Annotated in this window: 15 protein-coding genes; 10 read left to right on the top strand and 5 right to left on the bottom strand. The window is 63.2% G+C overall.

Going from position 1 to position 14,806, the window contains the following annotated elements; all coding sequences use genetic code 11:
* Positions 1–41 precede the first annotated feature (41 nt).
* The 8 genes from glpD to glpK all read left to right on the top strand — a co-directional run bounded on the left by glpD (position 42) and on the right by glpK (position 9,167).
* Positions 42–1,550, top strand: coding sequence for a glycerol-3-phosphate dehydrogenase (gene glpD, locus ASR47_RS15810; protein WP_150127841.1), 1,509 nt, complete (start codon positions 42–44; stop codon positions 1,548–1,550).
* Between the two features lie 76 nt (positions 1,551–1,626).
* Positions 1,627–2,718 (top strand): ABC transporter ATP-binding protein, encoded by a 1,092-nt coding sequence (locus ASR47_RS15805; RefSeq protein WP_065308747.1) that lies wholly within the window; start codon positions 1,627–1,629, stop codon positions 2,716–2,718.
* A gap of 1 nt (position 2,719) precedes the next feature.
* A complete protein-coding gene (locus tag ASR47_RS15800; protein WP_065308746.1) occupies positions 2,720–3,811 on the top strand; it encodes an ABC transporter ATP-binding protein in 1,092 nt (363 codons plus the stop codon).
* On the top strand, positions 3,811–4,680 hold the full coding sequence (locus ASR47_RS15795; protein WP_065308745.1) for a carbohydrate ABC transporter permease: 870 nt from the start codon (positions 3,811–3,813) through the stop codon (positions 4,678–4,680). Before ASR47_RS15800 ends, ASR47_RS15795 begins: the two co-directional genes overlap by 1 nt.
* Positions 4,677–5,483, top strand: a complete 807-nt coding sequence (locus ASR47_RS15790) for a carbohydrate ABC transporter permease (protein ID WP_065308744.1) — start codon at positions 4,677–4,679, stop codon at positions 5,481–5,483. The genes ASR47_RS15795 and ASR47_RS15790 overlap by 4 nt, the downstream gene beginning before the upstream one ends.
* Positions 5,484–5,514: 31 nt before the next feature.
* Positions 5,515–5,790: a DUF2160 domain-containing protein gene (locus ASR47_RS15785; RefSeq protein ID WP_065308916.1), complete on the top strand. Its 276-nt coding sequence runs from the start codon at positions 5,515–5,517 to the stop codon at positions 5,788–5,790.
* Positions 5,791–5,865: 75 nt separating this feature from the next.
* On the top strand, positions 5,866–7,596 hold the full coding sequence (locus tag ASR47_RS15780; RefSeq protein WP_065308743.1) for an ABC transporter substrate-binding protein: 1,731 nt from the start codon (positions 5,866–5,868) through the stop codon (positions 7,594–7,596).
* 77 nt (positions 7,597–7,673) lie between these two features.
* Positions 7,674–9,167 (top strand): glycerol kinase GlpK, encoded by a 1,494-nt coding sequence (gene glpK / locus ASR47_RS15775; RefSeq protein WP_065308742.1) that lies wholly within the window; start codon positions 7,674–7,676, stop codon positions 9,165–9,167.
* A gap of 3 nt (positions 9,168–9,170) precedes the next feature.
* Here the strand turns inward: glpK and ASR47_RS15770 are convergent, their stop codons facing one another.
* Entirely contained in the window at positions 9,171–9,722 is a 552-nt protein-coding gene (locus tag ASR47_RS15770; RefSeq protein WP_065308741.1) for a YdcF family protein, read from the bottom strand.
* A 26-nt stretch (positions 9,723–9,748) separates the two neighbouring features.
* Positions 9,749–10,375, bottom strand: a complete 627-nt coding sequence (locus ASR47_RS15765) for a cysteine hydrolase family protein (RefSeq protein ID WP_065308740.1) — start codon at positions 10,373–10,375, stop codon at positions 9,749–9,751.
* A gap of 93 nt (positions 10,376–10,468) precedes the next feature.
* Between ASR47_RS15765 and ASR47_RS15760 the strand changes: the two genes are divergently transcribed.
* Positions 10,469–11,476 carry a GlxA family transcriptional regulator gene (locus ASR47_RS15760; protein WP_065308739.1) on the top strand — a complete coding sequence of 336 codons (1,008 nt, stop codon included), beginning with the start codon at positions 10,469–10,471 and terminating at the stop codon, positions 11,474–11,476.
* Here ASR47_RS15760 and ASR47_RS27090 read toward each other — a convergent pair.
* From ASR47_RS27090 to ASR47_RS15745, 3 genes are all read right to left on the bottom strand, one after another.
* Positions 11,464–12,336: a tetratricopeptide repeat protein gene (locus ASR47_RS27090; RefSeq protein WP_065308738.1), complete on the bottom strand. Its 873-nt coding sequence runs from the start codon at positions 12,334–12,336 to the stop codon at positions 11,464–11,466. The genes ASR47_RS15760 and ASR47_RS27090 overlap by 13 nt on opposite strands.
* Positions 12,337–12,400: 64 nt before the next feature.
* Positions 12,401–12,748, bottom strand: a complete 348-nt coding sequence (locus ASR47_RS15750) for a hypothetical protein (protein WP_150127829.1) — start codon at positions 12,746–12,748, stop codon at positions 12,401–12,403.
* 150 nt (positions 12,749–12,898) lie between these two features.
* Positions 12,899–13,399: an Lrp/AsnC ligand binding domain-containing protein gene (locus ASR47_RS15745; protein ID WP_065308736.1), complete on the bottom strand. Its 501-nt coding sequence runs from the start codon at positions 13,397–13,399 to the stop codon at positions 12,899–12,901.
* A 116-nt stretch (positions 13,400–13,515) separates the two neighbouring features.
* On the opposite strand from ASR47_RS15745, the gene ASR47_RS15740 reads away from it, so the two are divergent.
* Positions 13,516–14,805, top strand: a complete 1,290-nt coding sequence (locus tag ASR47_RS15740; RefSeq protein ID WP_065308735.1) for a D-amino acid dehydrogenase — start codon at positions 13,516–13,518, stop codon at positions 14,803–14,805.
* Position 14,806: the final 1 nt, after the last annotated feature.

Here is a 14,806-nt window from a genome sequence, read left to right as displayed (position 1 = left end):
GGCAGGGAGTTTTGATGGTGGCGGTACAGGCAAACGGGATGATGGAATGCGATCTGCTGGTCGTCGGCGGTGGGATCAACGGCGCCGGGATCGCGCGCGACGCGGCCGGGCGGGGCCTGTCGGTGGTGTTATGCGAAAAGGATGACCTGGCTTCGCACACCTCGTCGGCTTCGACCAAGCTGATCCACGGTGGCCTGCGCTACCTGGAATATTACGAATTCGGCCTGGTGCGCAAGGCCCTGATCGAACGCGAAGTGCTGCTGCGCTCGGCGCCCCACATCATGTGGCCGCTGCGCTTCGTGATGCCCCATGCCGAAGGACAGCGCCCGGCCTGGCTGATACGCGCTGGCCTGTTTTTGTACGATATGCTGGCCAAGCGCGAATTGCTGCCAGCGTCCGCCAGCATCAAGCTGCAAAGCCACCCGGCCGGCAAACCATTGAAGCCGCAGTTCAAGCGCGGCTTCGTGTATTCCGACGGCTGGGTCGACGACGCCCGCCTGGTGCTGCTCAACGCGCTCGATGCGAAAGAGAAGGGCGCGACCGTGCTCACGCGCACGCGCTGCACGGCGCTGGTGCGCGAGGCCGATCACTGGCTGGCCAGCTTGCAGCGCAGCGATGGCGGCACCATGCAGGTGCGCGCGCGCAGCGTGGTCAATGCCACCGGCCCATGGACGGCCGACTTCCTGCGCCAGGCCGCGCCCACCGCGCAAGGGCGCAATCTGCGCCTGATCAAGGGCAGCCATATCGTCGTCAAGCGGCTGTTCGACCATGATCATGCCTACATCTTCCAGCACCATGACGGACGCATCGTGTTTACGATTCCCTACGAACAGGATTTCACCCTGATCGGCACCACCGACCTCGATTACAAAGGCGACAGCGGAAAAGTTGCGATCGATGACGCAGAAATTAGTTACTTATGCGAACTTTCCAGTTACTATTTCAGCAAGCCGATCGTGCCTGCCGACGTGGTCTGGACCTATTCGGGCGTGCGTCCGCTGGTCGAAGATGCATCGGCGCAAGCGAAGGCGGTCACCCGCGACTACCGGTTCGAGCTGGACCGTGAAGGCGCACCGCTGCTGAGCATTTTCGGCGGCAAGATCACCACCTTCCGCAAGCTGGCCGAGGAAGCGGTCGACCTGCTTGAGCCTTTGCTGGAAAGTAAAAAAGGGCCATGGACGGCGCAAGCCTGTCTGCCCGGTGGCGACGTGGCCGGCAAGCTGCCCGACAACCGCGCGGTGAGCGGCTTCGGCGACTTTGTCGCCGGCTTGCAGCGGCAATATGGCTGGCTGCCGGCCAGGCTGGTGGCGCGTTACGCACGCGCCTATGGCACGCGCATCCATGTGCTGCTGCAAGGCCGCAGCGGCGTGGAGCAGATGGGCGAGGAAGTGGCCAGCGGGCTGTACGCGGCCGAGATCGATTACTTGCGGCGCCATGAATGGGCCAGCAGCGCGGCCGACATATTATGGCGGCGCTCCAAGCTGGGCCTGCATCTGCCGGCTGGCACGGAACAGCTGCTCGATGCGTGGCTGGCGGCCCATCCGATGTAGAAACAGGTAACAGCAGCAAGCGGCAGACGACCATGCCCCGGCAGAGGGCGCGGCGAACTATCCTGGAGGAGACGACGTGCAACTTGACTTGAGCGAGATCAGCAAGCAGCAGGGTGCTGACACTTATCTGTATCCGATGTCGCTGGCGCTGGTGCCGGGCGCCATCAATGTGCTGCTGGGCACCACGCGCGCCGGCAAGACCACCTTGATGCGCGTGATGGCCGGGCTGGACAAGCCTACCGCCGGCAAGGTGGTGGCCGACGGCGTCGACGTGACGGGCGTGCCCGTCAGCAGGCGCAACCTGGCCATGGTCTACCAGCAGTTCATCAATTACCCCGCGTTTTCCGTCTACGATAATATGGCCTCGCCCTTGCGCCTGCGCAAGGAGCCCGAAGCGCAGATCCGCGGCAAGGTGCTGGCGCTGGCCGAGCGCCTGCATATCACGCCCTACCTGGAACGCCGTCCCGGCGAACTGTCGGGCGGCCAGCAGCAGCGCACGGCGCTGGGCCGCGCGCTGATCAAGGACGCCTCCCTGCTGCTGCTCGACGAACCGCTGGTCAATCTCGACTACAAGCTGCGCGAGGAATTGCGGCGCGAGCTGACGGAACTGTTTTCCAGCGGCAGCACCACCGTGGTCTACGCCACCACCGAGCCGCTCGAAGCGCTGCAACTGGGCGGCCATGTGGCGGTGCTGCACGAAGGCCGGCTGCTGCAGCAGGGCCGCACGCTCGACGTCTTCAACGCCCCCAACAGCATCGCCGTGGCGCGTACCTTCAGCGATCCGCCGATCAACCTGATCGAGGCGCAACTCGACGCCAGCGGCGTGGCGCAGGCCGCCGATGGGCTGGCGATTGCCCTGAGCGCGCAGCAATTGGCGGCCGTGGCCGGCCAGCGGCAAGTGACCCTGGGCGTGCGCGCCCACAGCCTGCACCTGGCGCCGCAATCGCGCGACGACCTGGCGATCGCGGCGCAGGTGGACCTGGCCGAAATCAGCGGCTCGGAAACCTATGTCCACGCGCGCCGCGGCGCGCTGGCGCTGGTGGCGCAGCTCGGTGGCGTGCACAAGCTGGACATCGGCAGCGCCTGCACCATGTATTGCCAGGCCCAATCGCTGCTGATCTTCGGCGCCGATGGCGCCCTGTTGTTCGCGCCACAGGGAGGTGCTTGAGATGGCGCGCATCGAACTCGTTGACCTGGCGCACGCCTACAAACCGAACCCGTCCGCCCCCACCGATTACGCATTGCGGCCGATGAGCATGAGCTGGCAGGACGGCGGCGCCTATGCCTTGCTGGGACCGTCCGGTTGTGGCAAGACCACCTTGCTCAATATTATTTCCGGCCTGGTCAAACCGTCGCACGGCAAGGTATTGTTTGATGGCAAGGACGTGACGCAACTGCCGACCGAAGCGAGGAATATCGCGCAGGTATTCCAGTTTCCCGTCATCTACGACACCATGACCGTGCACGACAACCTGGCCTTTCCGCTGCGCAATCGCGGCTGGAAGGAAGCCGAGGTGAAAAAGCGCGTGCAGCAGGTGGCGCAGATGCTGGAGCTATCAAGCGACCTGAAAATGCGCGCCAGCGGCCTGTCGGTGGACGCCAAGCAAAAAATCTCGCTGGGCCGCGGCCTGGTGCGCCCCGACGTGGCGGCGGTGCTGTTCGACGAACCGCTGACGGTGATCGATCCGCACCTGAAGTGGTTGCTGCGCCGCAAGCTCAAAGAAATCCATCACGAACTGAAGCTTTCCTTGATCTACGTCACCCACGACCAGGTGGAGGCCTTGACCTTCGCCGACCAGGTGGTCGTCATGACGCAAGGCGAAGTGGTGCAGACGGGCAGTGCGCAAGCGCTGTTCGAAGCGCCCGAGCATACCTTTGTCGGCTACTTTATCGGCAACCCCGGCATGAACTTGCTCGAATGCACAGTCGAGGACGGCCAGGCGCGGGTGGCGGGGCAGCTCCTGGCGCTGTCCGAAGCGGCGCGCGCGGCGCTCTGCGGGGCGCAAGGCAAGATCACGCTGGGCGTGCGGCCCGAGTTTGTCGAGTGCGCGAGCGCCGGCCAGGCTGGCGACGATACGCTGGCCGCCACCGTGCTGGCCGTGCGCAATATGGGCACGCACTACCTGGCCGAATTCCAGCTGGGCGGCGCGACGGTGGCGGCCAAGCTGCGCGCCATCGCCGCCGTCGCGGGCGACGGCGTGCGGCTGCGCTTTGCGCGCGAGCGCACCTTGTACTACCTTAACGACAAACGGGTGGCTTGATGAAAACCGATAACAACCGTGCCTGGTTTTTGATACTGCCCGTGCTGCTGTGCGTGGCGTTTTCCGCGATTTTGCCACTGATGACGGTGATTAATTATTCCGTGCAGGATATTTTGAGCCCGACGCAAAAGGTGTTTGTCGGCACCGAATGGTTCCGCATGGTGATGCGGGACGGCGACCTGCACAGCGCCTTGCTGCGCCAGCTGCTGTTCTCCGGCTCGGTGCTGGCGATCCAGATTCCGCTGGGCATTCTGATCGCCCTGTGCATGCCGGCCGACGGCTGGAAGGCGTCATTGGCGCTGGTGCTGATCGCGCTGCCGCTGCTGATCCCCTGGAACGTGGTCGGCACCATCTGGCAGATCTTCGGCCGTGGCGATATCGGGCTGATGGGCTACACCCTCAATTCGCTCGGCATAGACTATAACTACAACGGCAATTCGCTCGACGCCTGGCTGACGGTGATGGTGATGGATATCTGGCACTGGACGCCGCTCGTCGCCCTGCTGTGCTATGCGGGCCTGCGCGCCATACCCGACGCCTACTACCAGGCGGCGCGCATCGATGGCGCCTCGCGCCTGGCCGTGTTCCGCTATATCGAGCTGCCGAAGCTGAGGAATGTGCTGATGATCGCCGTGCTGCTGCGCTTCATGGACAGCTTCATGATCTATACGGAGCCGTTCGTGCTGACCGGCGGCGGGCCCGGCAACGCCACCACCTTTTTGTCGCAATACCTGACGCAAAAAGCCGTGGGGCAGTTCGACCTGGGACCGGCCTCGGCCTTCTCGCTGATCTATTTCCTGATCATCCTGCTGTTCTGCTTCGTGCTCTACACCTGGATGCAACGCGTTGGCACGGGAGACCAGAAATGATGCAGCACAAACTCAAGAGCCTGGTGCTGGTCGCCTTTCTGTTCGCCTCCATGCTGCCGATCTACTGGATGCTGAACATGTCGCTCAAGACCAACGAGGAAATCGTTGGCGTGCTGAGCCTGTGGCCGCAGCAGCTGACGTTCGCCAACTACCACACCATCTTTACCGATCCGTCGTGGTACAGCGGCTATATCAACTCGATGATCTACGTGGCGCTGAACATGGTGCTGTCGGTCACCGTGGCCTTGCCGGCCGCCTATGCTTTTTCGCGCTACAACTTTGTCGGCGACAAGCATTTGTTCTTCTGGCTGCTGACCAACCGCATGACGCCGCCGGCCGTGTTCCTGGTGCCGTTCTTCCAGCTGTACTCGACCGTGGGGTTGATGGACACCCACCTGGCCGTGGCGCTGGCGCACATGGTGTTCAACGTGCCGCTGGCCGTGTGGATACTGGAAGGCTTCATGTCGGGCGTGCCCAAGGAAATCGACGAGACGGCGTATATCGACGGCTACAGCTTTCCGCGCTTCTTTATTCAAATCTTCCTGCCGATGATCAAGTCGGGCGTGGGCGTGACGGCGTTTTTCTGCTTCATGTTCAGCTGGGTCGAACTGCTGCTGGCGCGCACTCTGACCTCGGTCAATGCCAAGCCGATCGCCGCCACCATGACGCGCACCGTGTCGGCGGCCGGCATGGACTGGGGCGTGCTGGCGGCGGCCGGCGTCTTGACTATCGTGCCGGGCGCGCTGGTGATCTGGTTCGTGCGGCATTACATCGCCAAGGGCTTTGCCATGGGGAGGGTGTGAGATGGAAAACAATAGCGACAGCACTACCAGCCTGTTCGGCTGGATGGCGTGGACGCCGGAAGTGGCGGTGTTCTTTATCTGCATAGGCCTGATGCTGGCCGGCATGACGATCTGGCAGATCCGTTCGCCCAGCATCGAGCGCAAAGGCTTCCTGCCGATGCCGACCACGCGCGGCGACCGCCTGTTTGTCGGCCTGCTGGCGGCGGCCTATGTCAACCTGGCCTGGGCCGGCTTTACCGAATTTCAACAAACCATAGGAGCGGCGATCAGTTTTGTACTGTTGTTGGTAGTAATGCGTTGGGGATAAAGTCGTAGGAGTAGTCGTAGATGCGGACACCGGCTGGTGCGACCGGCCGGATGACAACTATAAAGGAGAATCACGATGAAATTGCAGTGTACGGTCATTGCGGCGGCAGCCGCGCTGTTGATGTCTGGCGCGGCGCTGGCCGACGTCAAGCAGGCACAAACCTGGATCGACAAGGAATTCCAGCCTTCCAGCCTGAGCAAGCAGCAGCAGCTCGATGAAATGAAATGGTTTATCGACGCCGCCGCCAAGCTGAAAGCCAAGGGCATCAAGGAAATTTCCGTGGTGTCGGAAACCATCGACACCCACGTCTACGAATCGAAGACCCTGGCCAAGGCGTTCGAGGAAATCACCGGCATCAAGGTGCGCCACGACATTATCCAGGAAGGCGATGTGGTGGAAAAACTGCAAACGTCCATGCAGTCCGGCAAGAGCATCTATGACGGCTGGATTTCCGACTCGGACCTGATCGGCACCCATTACCGCTATGGCGCCGTCGAGCCGCTGTCCGACTACATGGCCGCCAAGGGCAAGGAATTTACCAATCCCGGCCTGGACCTGAAGGACTTTATCGGCATCAGCTTTACCACCGCGCCGGACGGCAAGGTGTACCAGCTGCCCGACCAGCAGTTCGCCAACCTGTACTGGTTCCGCGCCGACTGGTTCGCGCGCAAGGATCTGCAGGCCAAGTTCAAGGCCAAGTATGGCTACGAGCTGGGCGTGCCGCAGAACTGGTCCGCCTATGAAGATATCGCCGACTTCTTTACCAACGATGTCAAGGAAATCGACGGCAAGAAAGTGTACGGCCACATGGATTACGGCAAGAAGGATCCATCCTTGGGCTGGCGCTTTACCGATGCCTGGCTGTCGATGGCTGGCGCCGCCGACAAGGGCATTCCGAACGGCATGCCGATCGATGAATGGGGCATCAAGGTGGCCCCCGACAAGTGCACGCCGGTGGGCGCCTCGATGTCGCGCGGCGGCGCCACCAATTCGCCGGCGGCCGTGTTTGCGCTGACCAAATATATCGACTGGATGAAGAAATACGCGCCGCCGCAGGCGAACGGCATGAATTTCTCCGAGTCCGGCCCGGTGCCGGCCCAGGGTGAAATTGCCCAGCAGATATTCTGGTACACGGCGTTTACGGCCGGCATGGTGAAACCGGGCTTGCCGGTAGTAAACAAGGATGGTACGCCGAAATGGCGCATGGCGCCGTCGCCGCACGGCCCGTACTGGAAGGATGGCATGCAGAACGGCTACCAGGACGTCGGTTCCTGGTTCCTGTTCAAATCGACGCCGGACGACCGCAAGGCCGCCGCCTGGCTGTATGCGCAGTTCGTCACCTCGAAAACCGTGTCGCTGAAAAAATCCATCGTTGGCGTGACCTTCATCCGCGACTCCGATATCCGCCACGACTATTTCACCAAGCACGCCAATGAATACGGCGGCCTGATCGAGTTCTACCGCAGCCCGGCCCGCGTGGCCTGGACGCCGACCGGCAACAATGTGCCCGACTATCCGAAGCTGGCGCAGCTGTGGTGGAAGAACGTGGCCACCGCGATTACCGGCGAAAAAACGCCGCAGGCCGCGATGGACAACCTGGCCGAGGAAATGGACCAGGTGATGGCGCGGTTGCAGCGGGCCGGCATGAAGGCCTGCGCGCCGAAACTGAACGCCAAGGGCGACCCGAACCAGTATCTGTCCGACAGCCACGCGCCGTGGAAGAAACTGGCCAACGAAAAACCAAAAGGAGAGACCATCGCTTACGATAAATTGCTGCAAGCTTGGAAGGAAGGCAAGGTAAGGTAAACTGCCGCGCTGTCATGAGGGCGCAAGCGGACAACAGCTTGCGCCTGTTTTTACCGGTTTTTTTGTAGTAGCAGACAATGACTAAATACATACTCGCTTTAGACCAGGGCACCACCAGTTCGCGTGCCATCCTGTTTGACCATGCCGGCCATCTGCACGCCTGCGCCCAGGGTGAATTCCGCCAGATTTTTCCGCAGCCTGGCTGGGTGGAACACGACGCGAATGAAATATGGGCCTCACAGCTGAGTGTGATGCGGCAAGTGATGCACGACAGCGGCGTGGCCGCGAGCGAGGTGGCCGCCATCGGCGTGGCCAACCAGCGCGAAACGACGGTGTTGTGGGACCGCGCCACGGGCGTACCGGTGGCCAACGCCATCGTCTGGCAGGACCGCCGCAATGCCGCCTTCTGCGAGCAGTTGCTGGAAGAAGGCAAGGCCGAACTGATCCAGCAAAAAACCGGCCTGGTGCTGGACGCGTATTTTTCCGCCACCAAACTCAAGTGGCTGCTCGACCATGTGCCCGGCGCGCGGGCGCGGGCCGAGCGCGGCGAACTGGCTTTCGGCACCATCGACAGCTGGCTGATCTACAAACTCAGTGGCGCCCACCTGACCGACACCAGCAACGCCTCGCGCACCATGCTGTTCAATATTTATACCCAGCAATGGGATGCGGACCTGCTGGCGCTGCTCGATATTCCCGCTTCCTTGCTGCCGCAGGTGGTGCCGTCGAGCGGCGTGGCCGCCCATACCCATGCCGAATTGCTGGGCGTGTCGCTGCCGATCGCCGGTATCGCCGGCGACCAGCAGGGCGCCACCTTCGGCCAGGCCTGTCTGAAGCCGGGCATGGCGAAAAATACCTATGGCACGGGCTGCTTCATGCTGATGAATGTGGGCAAAAAGCCCTTGCCCTCGAAAAACCGTTTGCTGAGCACGGTTGGCTGGCGCCTCGGCGACGGCCCCGACAGCACCGATTACCTGCTCGAAGGCAGTGCGTTTGTCGCCGGCGCCGCCGTGCAATGGATGCGCGACGGCCTGGGCATCATCAAACACTCGTCCGAAGTCGAAGCGCTCGCTTCCAGCGTGCCCGATACGGGCGGCCTGGTGTTCGTGCCGGCGTTTGCCGGCCTGGGCGCTCCCTACTGGGACCCGTATGCGCGCGGCACCCTGATCGGCATCACGCGCGGCACCGGCAAGGCGCATATCGCGCGCGCGGCGTTGGAAGGCGTGGCCTACCAGAACGTCGACGTGCTGTCGGCGATGCAGAAGGACGCGGGCATTGCGCTATCCGAATTGCGCGTCGACGGCGGCGCGGCCCGCAACGACATGCTGATGCAGTTCCAGTCCGACATCCTCAACGTGCCGGTGGTGCGCCCCGAAGTGACGGAAACGACGGCGCTCGGTGCGGCCTACCTGGCCGGGCTGGCCGTGGGCTTCTGGAGTTCGCTGGAAGAAATCGCCGCCCAGTGGCGCGTGGCGCGCCGTTTCGAGCCGACCATGGCCGACGACGAGCGCTTGAGCAGGCTGCACAAATGGCAGCGCGCCGTCGAGCGCTCGCGCGACTGGAGCGAATAAGCGTTATTGTTTCAGGTAATACACCGCGTAGCCGACGGCCTCGCGCGGTGTCGAATACAGGTCGCGCAGCTCGGCATAGGGCGCGTGCACCTGGGCGCTGACGGTCACGCCGGCGCGCTCCAATGCCAGCCTCAAGCGCGGCACATGAAAGTACTGCGTGGCCACCATGGCCGTGCTCAGGCCGTGGGTATGCAGATAGGCGGCGGCATTCTTCGCCGTTGCCTCCGTGGTCCAGCCCTGCTTGTCTTCGATAATGGCCGCCGCCGGCACGCCTTGCTGTTTGAGATAGCCGGCCATGGCGGCCGCTTCGTCAAAGCCTTCCTTGCCGGTGCCGCCGCTGACAAAGATGCGCGGCGCCTGGCGGTTGCGAAATTGGGTGAGCGCCGCATCGAGCCGGGCCTGCAGCCGCGGGCTGGGCGTGCCGTCGGGTGCCACCGTATTGCCGGGCACGACGATCATGTCGGCCGGCGCGATCCTGTCATCAAGGCCGGCAACGGCGATCGCGGCCGAGGCCAGCAGCACGCTGGCCGGCAATATCAGCAGGTATTTGAGCATGCGGCATGATACCTGCCAAGCGGGCTTTATGCCTGGCGCGCACGCTGGTTGGACAGGAAAATATTGTCCTTTTCCAGAGGCTCGCCTTGCCTGACCGCCGCGATCCAGTCGGCCGTGCTGGCCACGGCGGCAAAGTTCGAATGAAACACGGTGCTGTAGACGCGGTGGATTTCCTCGGCGCTGGCTTTGCCGGCCGCGTTGGCATAGGGCAGGGCACCGGTGGCGTCCGCCAGGAATTCCACGGCGAGGCCGTCGTGCGCCGCCTGGTAGATGGTGGCGGCATCGCAGTTGTGCGTCATGTAGCCGGCGATGGCCAGCGTATCGATGTTCTTGCCAGAGAGCCACTCGCGCAGATCCGTGCCGGCAAAGGCGCTGCCCATGGTTTTATGGATATGATGATCGGCCTCGATGGCGGCCACCTGCGGATGCAGCTGCCAGCTGTCGCTGCCCCTGGCAAATACGGGCGAGCCTTGCGGCGCGTCGTGCTGCACCACGATCACGGGCACGCCGGCGGCGCGCGCGGCCTGCATGGCGGCGGTGATATTGGGCAAGGAAATGTCGACCGGCGGGTACTCGATCGGCAACTGGCCGGTAAAATATTCGTTCTGGACATCGATGACCAGCAGGGCGCGGCGCGGTGGGGTGTTGGACATGGGTTGCCTTTCAAGGTGGACTGAGGGCCATTCTGGCCCACGCGGCGCTGGCACGACAGTGGCCTGAAGGCCTGTCTGCGATACAATCGGGCCATGTTGACACTTTCCGCCACCCGTCCCCTTGAAGTTGCCGTGATCGCCTATGACGGCATCACGCCTTTCCATCTGTCCGTGCCCTGCCTGGTGTTCGGTACGCCCCTGGACGAGGCCGAGGCGCCCGGTGCGCCCCGGTTCGTGGTCAGGGTTTGCGCCGCCGTTGCCGCGCCGCTGCCCACTGCGGCCGGCTTTGCCATCGTGCCCGCGCATGATTTGTCGCTGCTGGAGACGGCCGATATCGTCATCATGCCGTCCTGGCACGACGATTGCCGGCCGGCGCCGGAGGCGCTGGTCACCGCGCTGCAGGGCGCCCACCGGCGCGGCGCGCGCATGGTGGGGCTGTGCCTCGGTGCGTTTCCGCTGGCGCAGGCGGGGCTGCTCGACGGCAGGCGCGCCGCCACCCACTGGGGCATGGCGGCCATCCTGGCGGCGCGCCATCCGCAGGTGCTGGTCGAACAGGACATGCTGTATGTCGACGATGGGGCCCTGCTGACCTCGGCTGGCGTGGCGGCCGGGCTCGATTGCTGCCTGTACCTGCTGCGCCAGCTGGCCGGCGCCGGGCTGGCCAACCGCGTGGCGCGCCGCCTGCTGGTGGCGCCGCACCGGCAAGGTGGCCAGGCGCAATTCATCGAGCGGCCGCTGCCGGTGTCGCACAGCGAAGGGCGCTTTGCCGACGTGCTCGCTTATGTGGGCGCGCACCTGGGCCAGGCGCACGGCATCGACGCGCTGGCCGAACGGGCCGCCATGAGCCGGCGCAACTTTACCCGCCATTTCCGCCAGGCGACGGGCACCTCGTTCAAGCAGTGGCTGCTGGGCCAGCGCCTGGCGCATGCGCAGGGCCTGCTGGAAAAAAGCGATGCCGCCATCGATGTGGTGGCGCAAGAGGCCGGCTTTGGCACGGCGTTGTCGCTGCGCCAGCATTTTCGCGCCAGCCTGCAGACCTCGCCGTCGGCCTACCGCAAGCAGTTCCGCCAGCAAGGTGCGCCAATGAATCAAGCCGATTGAACTGTCCACAGTCGCGCCGGGTCGCGTCCGCCTTCGGCCAGTTGCGCGCTGAGGGCGATCTGGCGCGCAATGAAGGCGTCCTGATCAAAGCCGTAACGCTCCTGGAAGGACACGGTTTCCGCGCTCATCAGTTCCGCATAGGTCTGCATCAGGGTAGCGCCTGAGCGCAGCTTGCCCTGTTCCAGATAGGTGTCGATGGCGGCCGCCAGCACCGGGTAATCGGCGTTTTCCTTGCTGCCGCCAAAGCTGAGCGACAGCTGCCCGCAGTGGCGCCAGATGGGGTCCGGCTCGGCCTCCGGCAAGGCTTGCTGGCGCAGCCAGTGCAAGGCCTTCAGCGGCGGGCCGCCAAACGACGGCGGCGAGATAAGGGCCTGGATGGCCACTTTCACGGCTTCGTCAATCCTTCCCGCGCGTACATACTGGCCATGCAGCGCCACCAGCGCGTCCGTATATTCGGGCACGATGGCCAGCGCCGCTTCCAGCAGGGCAATGGCGGCGGCGCCATCGTGCTGCGCGATCAGTTCCCTGGCCGCCAGAAAGGACGCGCGTGGCGAAGCGGGGTCGTCAGCCAGCGCCGGCGTGTCGACATAGCCCTCATCATCGTCTTCATCGAGTCGCGCATGGGCCTGCAAAAAGGCCGCCAGGCTGGAAAAGTGCGGCTGGATGCGCCATTCGTCGTGCCAGGTTTCGACCACGATGGGCTGCAGCGCTTCGCGGCCGATCGGCCAGTACAGGCCGAAGCTGTCGCCATTGCCGAGGGCGGCTTCGTGAAAGGGAACAAAACCGAGCGGCGGGTAGGGCCTGGCGTGCTGCCAGTGTTTGTCCAGCGAAATGAGATCGAGGTTGGCTGGTCGTTGCATGTCGCGCCACAGGTAGATAAAACCTTACTGTAGCGCAGGGACCGGCATCAGGGCGTACGCTTGCCTACTTCTTTGGCTCGTGGATGCGGAACTTCCTGACCACCCCGGCGCGGTCGAACATCACGGCCACTTCGCGCGTGCCCTTGGTGTCGAGCAAGGGCAGGAAACGGCTGCTGGAGGGCGCTTGCACCTGGTTCTTGTAGACCCAGACTTCATAGCCGGGGTCGAGTTTGACCACCGTGGCGCTGCCGAGGGCGGCGTCGAGGTCGAGACGCGTGGTTTTGCCGACGGTAATGTTTTTATAGATGGCACCGTCTGCCGGCGCGCGGTTGACGGTGTATTCGCTGGCGCTGCACACGGCCATGCTCACAGCCGCGAGACAAGAAAACGCCAGTTTTAAAAAAGTATTCATAGCAGTAGTCCCGGTGCGCATCACTGCTTCCAATCTCAGAGGGGACGGGCGTGATGTCGAGGGGAAGTGTGCGTGCATTTGTAACGATCTGCTACATGAATATACAAAGGCGCATGAAACGATGCCGATGGTGGCGCAAGGCGATACTTGTCAGCGTCCTTGCAGCACTTCGGTCGACACCGCCAGGGTTTCCTTGATTTCCTCCATCACCACATAGCTCTTCGATTGCGCCGCGCCCGGCAGCTGCAGCAGCATGTCACCCAGCAATTTTCGATATTCCGCCATCTCATGGATGCGTGCCTTGATCAGGTAGTCGAAATCGCCCGACACCAGGTGGCATTCCTGCACTTCGGGGATCTGCAGCACCTCGCGGCGAAACTGCTCGAAGGCCGAGGCCGATTTCTGGTTCAGCGTGATTTCGACGAACACCAGCAGCTTGGCGCCCAGCGCGGCCGGATTGACCTTGGCGTGATAGCCCGTGATGACGCCGTCGCGCTCCATGCGCTTGACCCGTTCGATGCAGGGCGTGATCGACAGGCCGACCTGTTCACCGAGGTCTTTCATCGAGATGCGGCCGTCCTGTTGCAGGATGCGCAGGATGTGCCGGTCCAGCTTGTCGAGGCCGCGTGACGATTCTTTTAGAATTCTCATGGATTTTTATGATTATTTGCTGAATATCTCGATTTATACGTGAACATATACTATGGACTTGGCAATATCATAGCGGTAAATCTGGCAATTTGCCCTAAAAATAAATCGAGGAAATTATGCGTATCGTGATTCTGGGTAGCGGCGTCATCGGCGTCACCAGTGCCTACTATCTGGCCCTGGCAGGGCATGACGTGACCGTCATCGACCGCCAGCCGGGTCCGGCGCTGGAAACCAGTTTCGCCAATGCCGGGCAAATTTCTCCTGGTTACGCTTCGCCGTGGGCGGCGCCCGGCATCCCCTTGAAGGCCGTGAAATGGATGATGCAGCGCCACGCGCCCTTGTCGATCTCGCTCGACGGCAGCATGTCGCAGCTGAAATGGATGTGGCAGATGCTGCGCAACTGCACCCCCGAAGCCTACGCCGTCAACAAGGAGCGCATGGTGCGCCTGGCCGAATATAGCCGCGACTGCTTCAAGGCGCTGCGTCTGGACGCGGGCATCCGCTACGAAGGCCGCCAGCAAGGCACGATGCAATTGTTCCGCACTGAAAAACAGTATAACGACGCGGCCAAGGATATCGACGTGCTGCGCGACGCCGGCGTGCCGTTCGAGGTGTTGCGGCGCGATCAGCTGTCGCGCGCCGAACCGGCTTTGGAAGCGGTCAAGGACAAACTGTTCGGCGGCCTGCGCCTGCCCAACGACGAAACCGGCGACTGCCAGCTGTTTACCACGCGCCTGGCCGAGATGGCCGTCAACCTCGGCGTGCAGTTCCGCTATGGCGTGGCGATCGACGCGCTGCTGACGCAGGGCGACAATATTGCCGGCGTGCAGTGCGGCGGCGAAGTGGTGAAAGCCGACGCCTACGTGGTGGCACTGGGTTCTTATTCGAGCACTTTGCTCAATCCCTTGCTGGGCATTCCCGTGTATCCGCTGAAGGGCTATTCGATTACCGTGCCCATCGTCAACGCGGCCAAGGCGCCGGTCTCGACCATTCTCGACGAGACCTACAAGATCGCGGTGACGCGTTTCGACGACCGCATCCGCGTCGGCGGCATGGCCGAGATCGCCGGTTACGACTTGCGCCTGAACCCGCGCCGCCGCGAAACCCTGGAAATGGTGGTCAACGACCTGTTCCCCGGTGGCGGCAATACCGGCGAGGCCACGTTCTGGACCGGCTTGCGGCCGATGACGCCGGACGGCACGCCCATCGTTGGCCGCACGCCGCTGCGCAATCTGTACCTGAACACGGGCCACGGCACCCTGGGCTGGACCATGTCCTGCGGTTCGGCGCAATTGCTGGCCGATCTGATGTCGTCGAAACAGCCGGCGATCCAGGCCGACGACCTGTCCGTGGGCCGCTACAATGGCGGGGAGCGGCGCGGCAAGCTGCACTATGCGGAGGCGTAAT

Source organism: Janthinobacterium psychrotolerans (assembly GCF_001677885.1).
Lineage (GTDB): Bacteria > Pseudomonadota > Gammaproteobacteria > Burkholderiales > Burkholderiaceae_D > Janthinobacterium > Janthinobacterium psychrotolerans.
The sequence above is the reverse complement of the archived record's forward strand: the minus strand, read 5'-3'. Positions and strand labels throughout refer to the sequence as shown.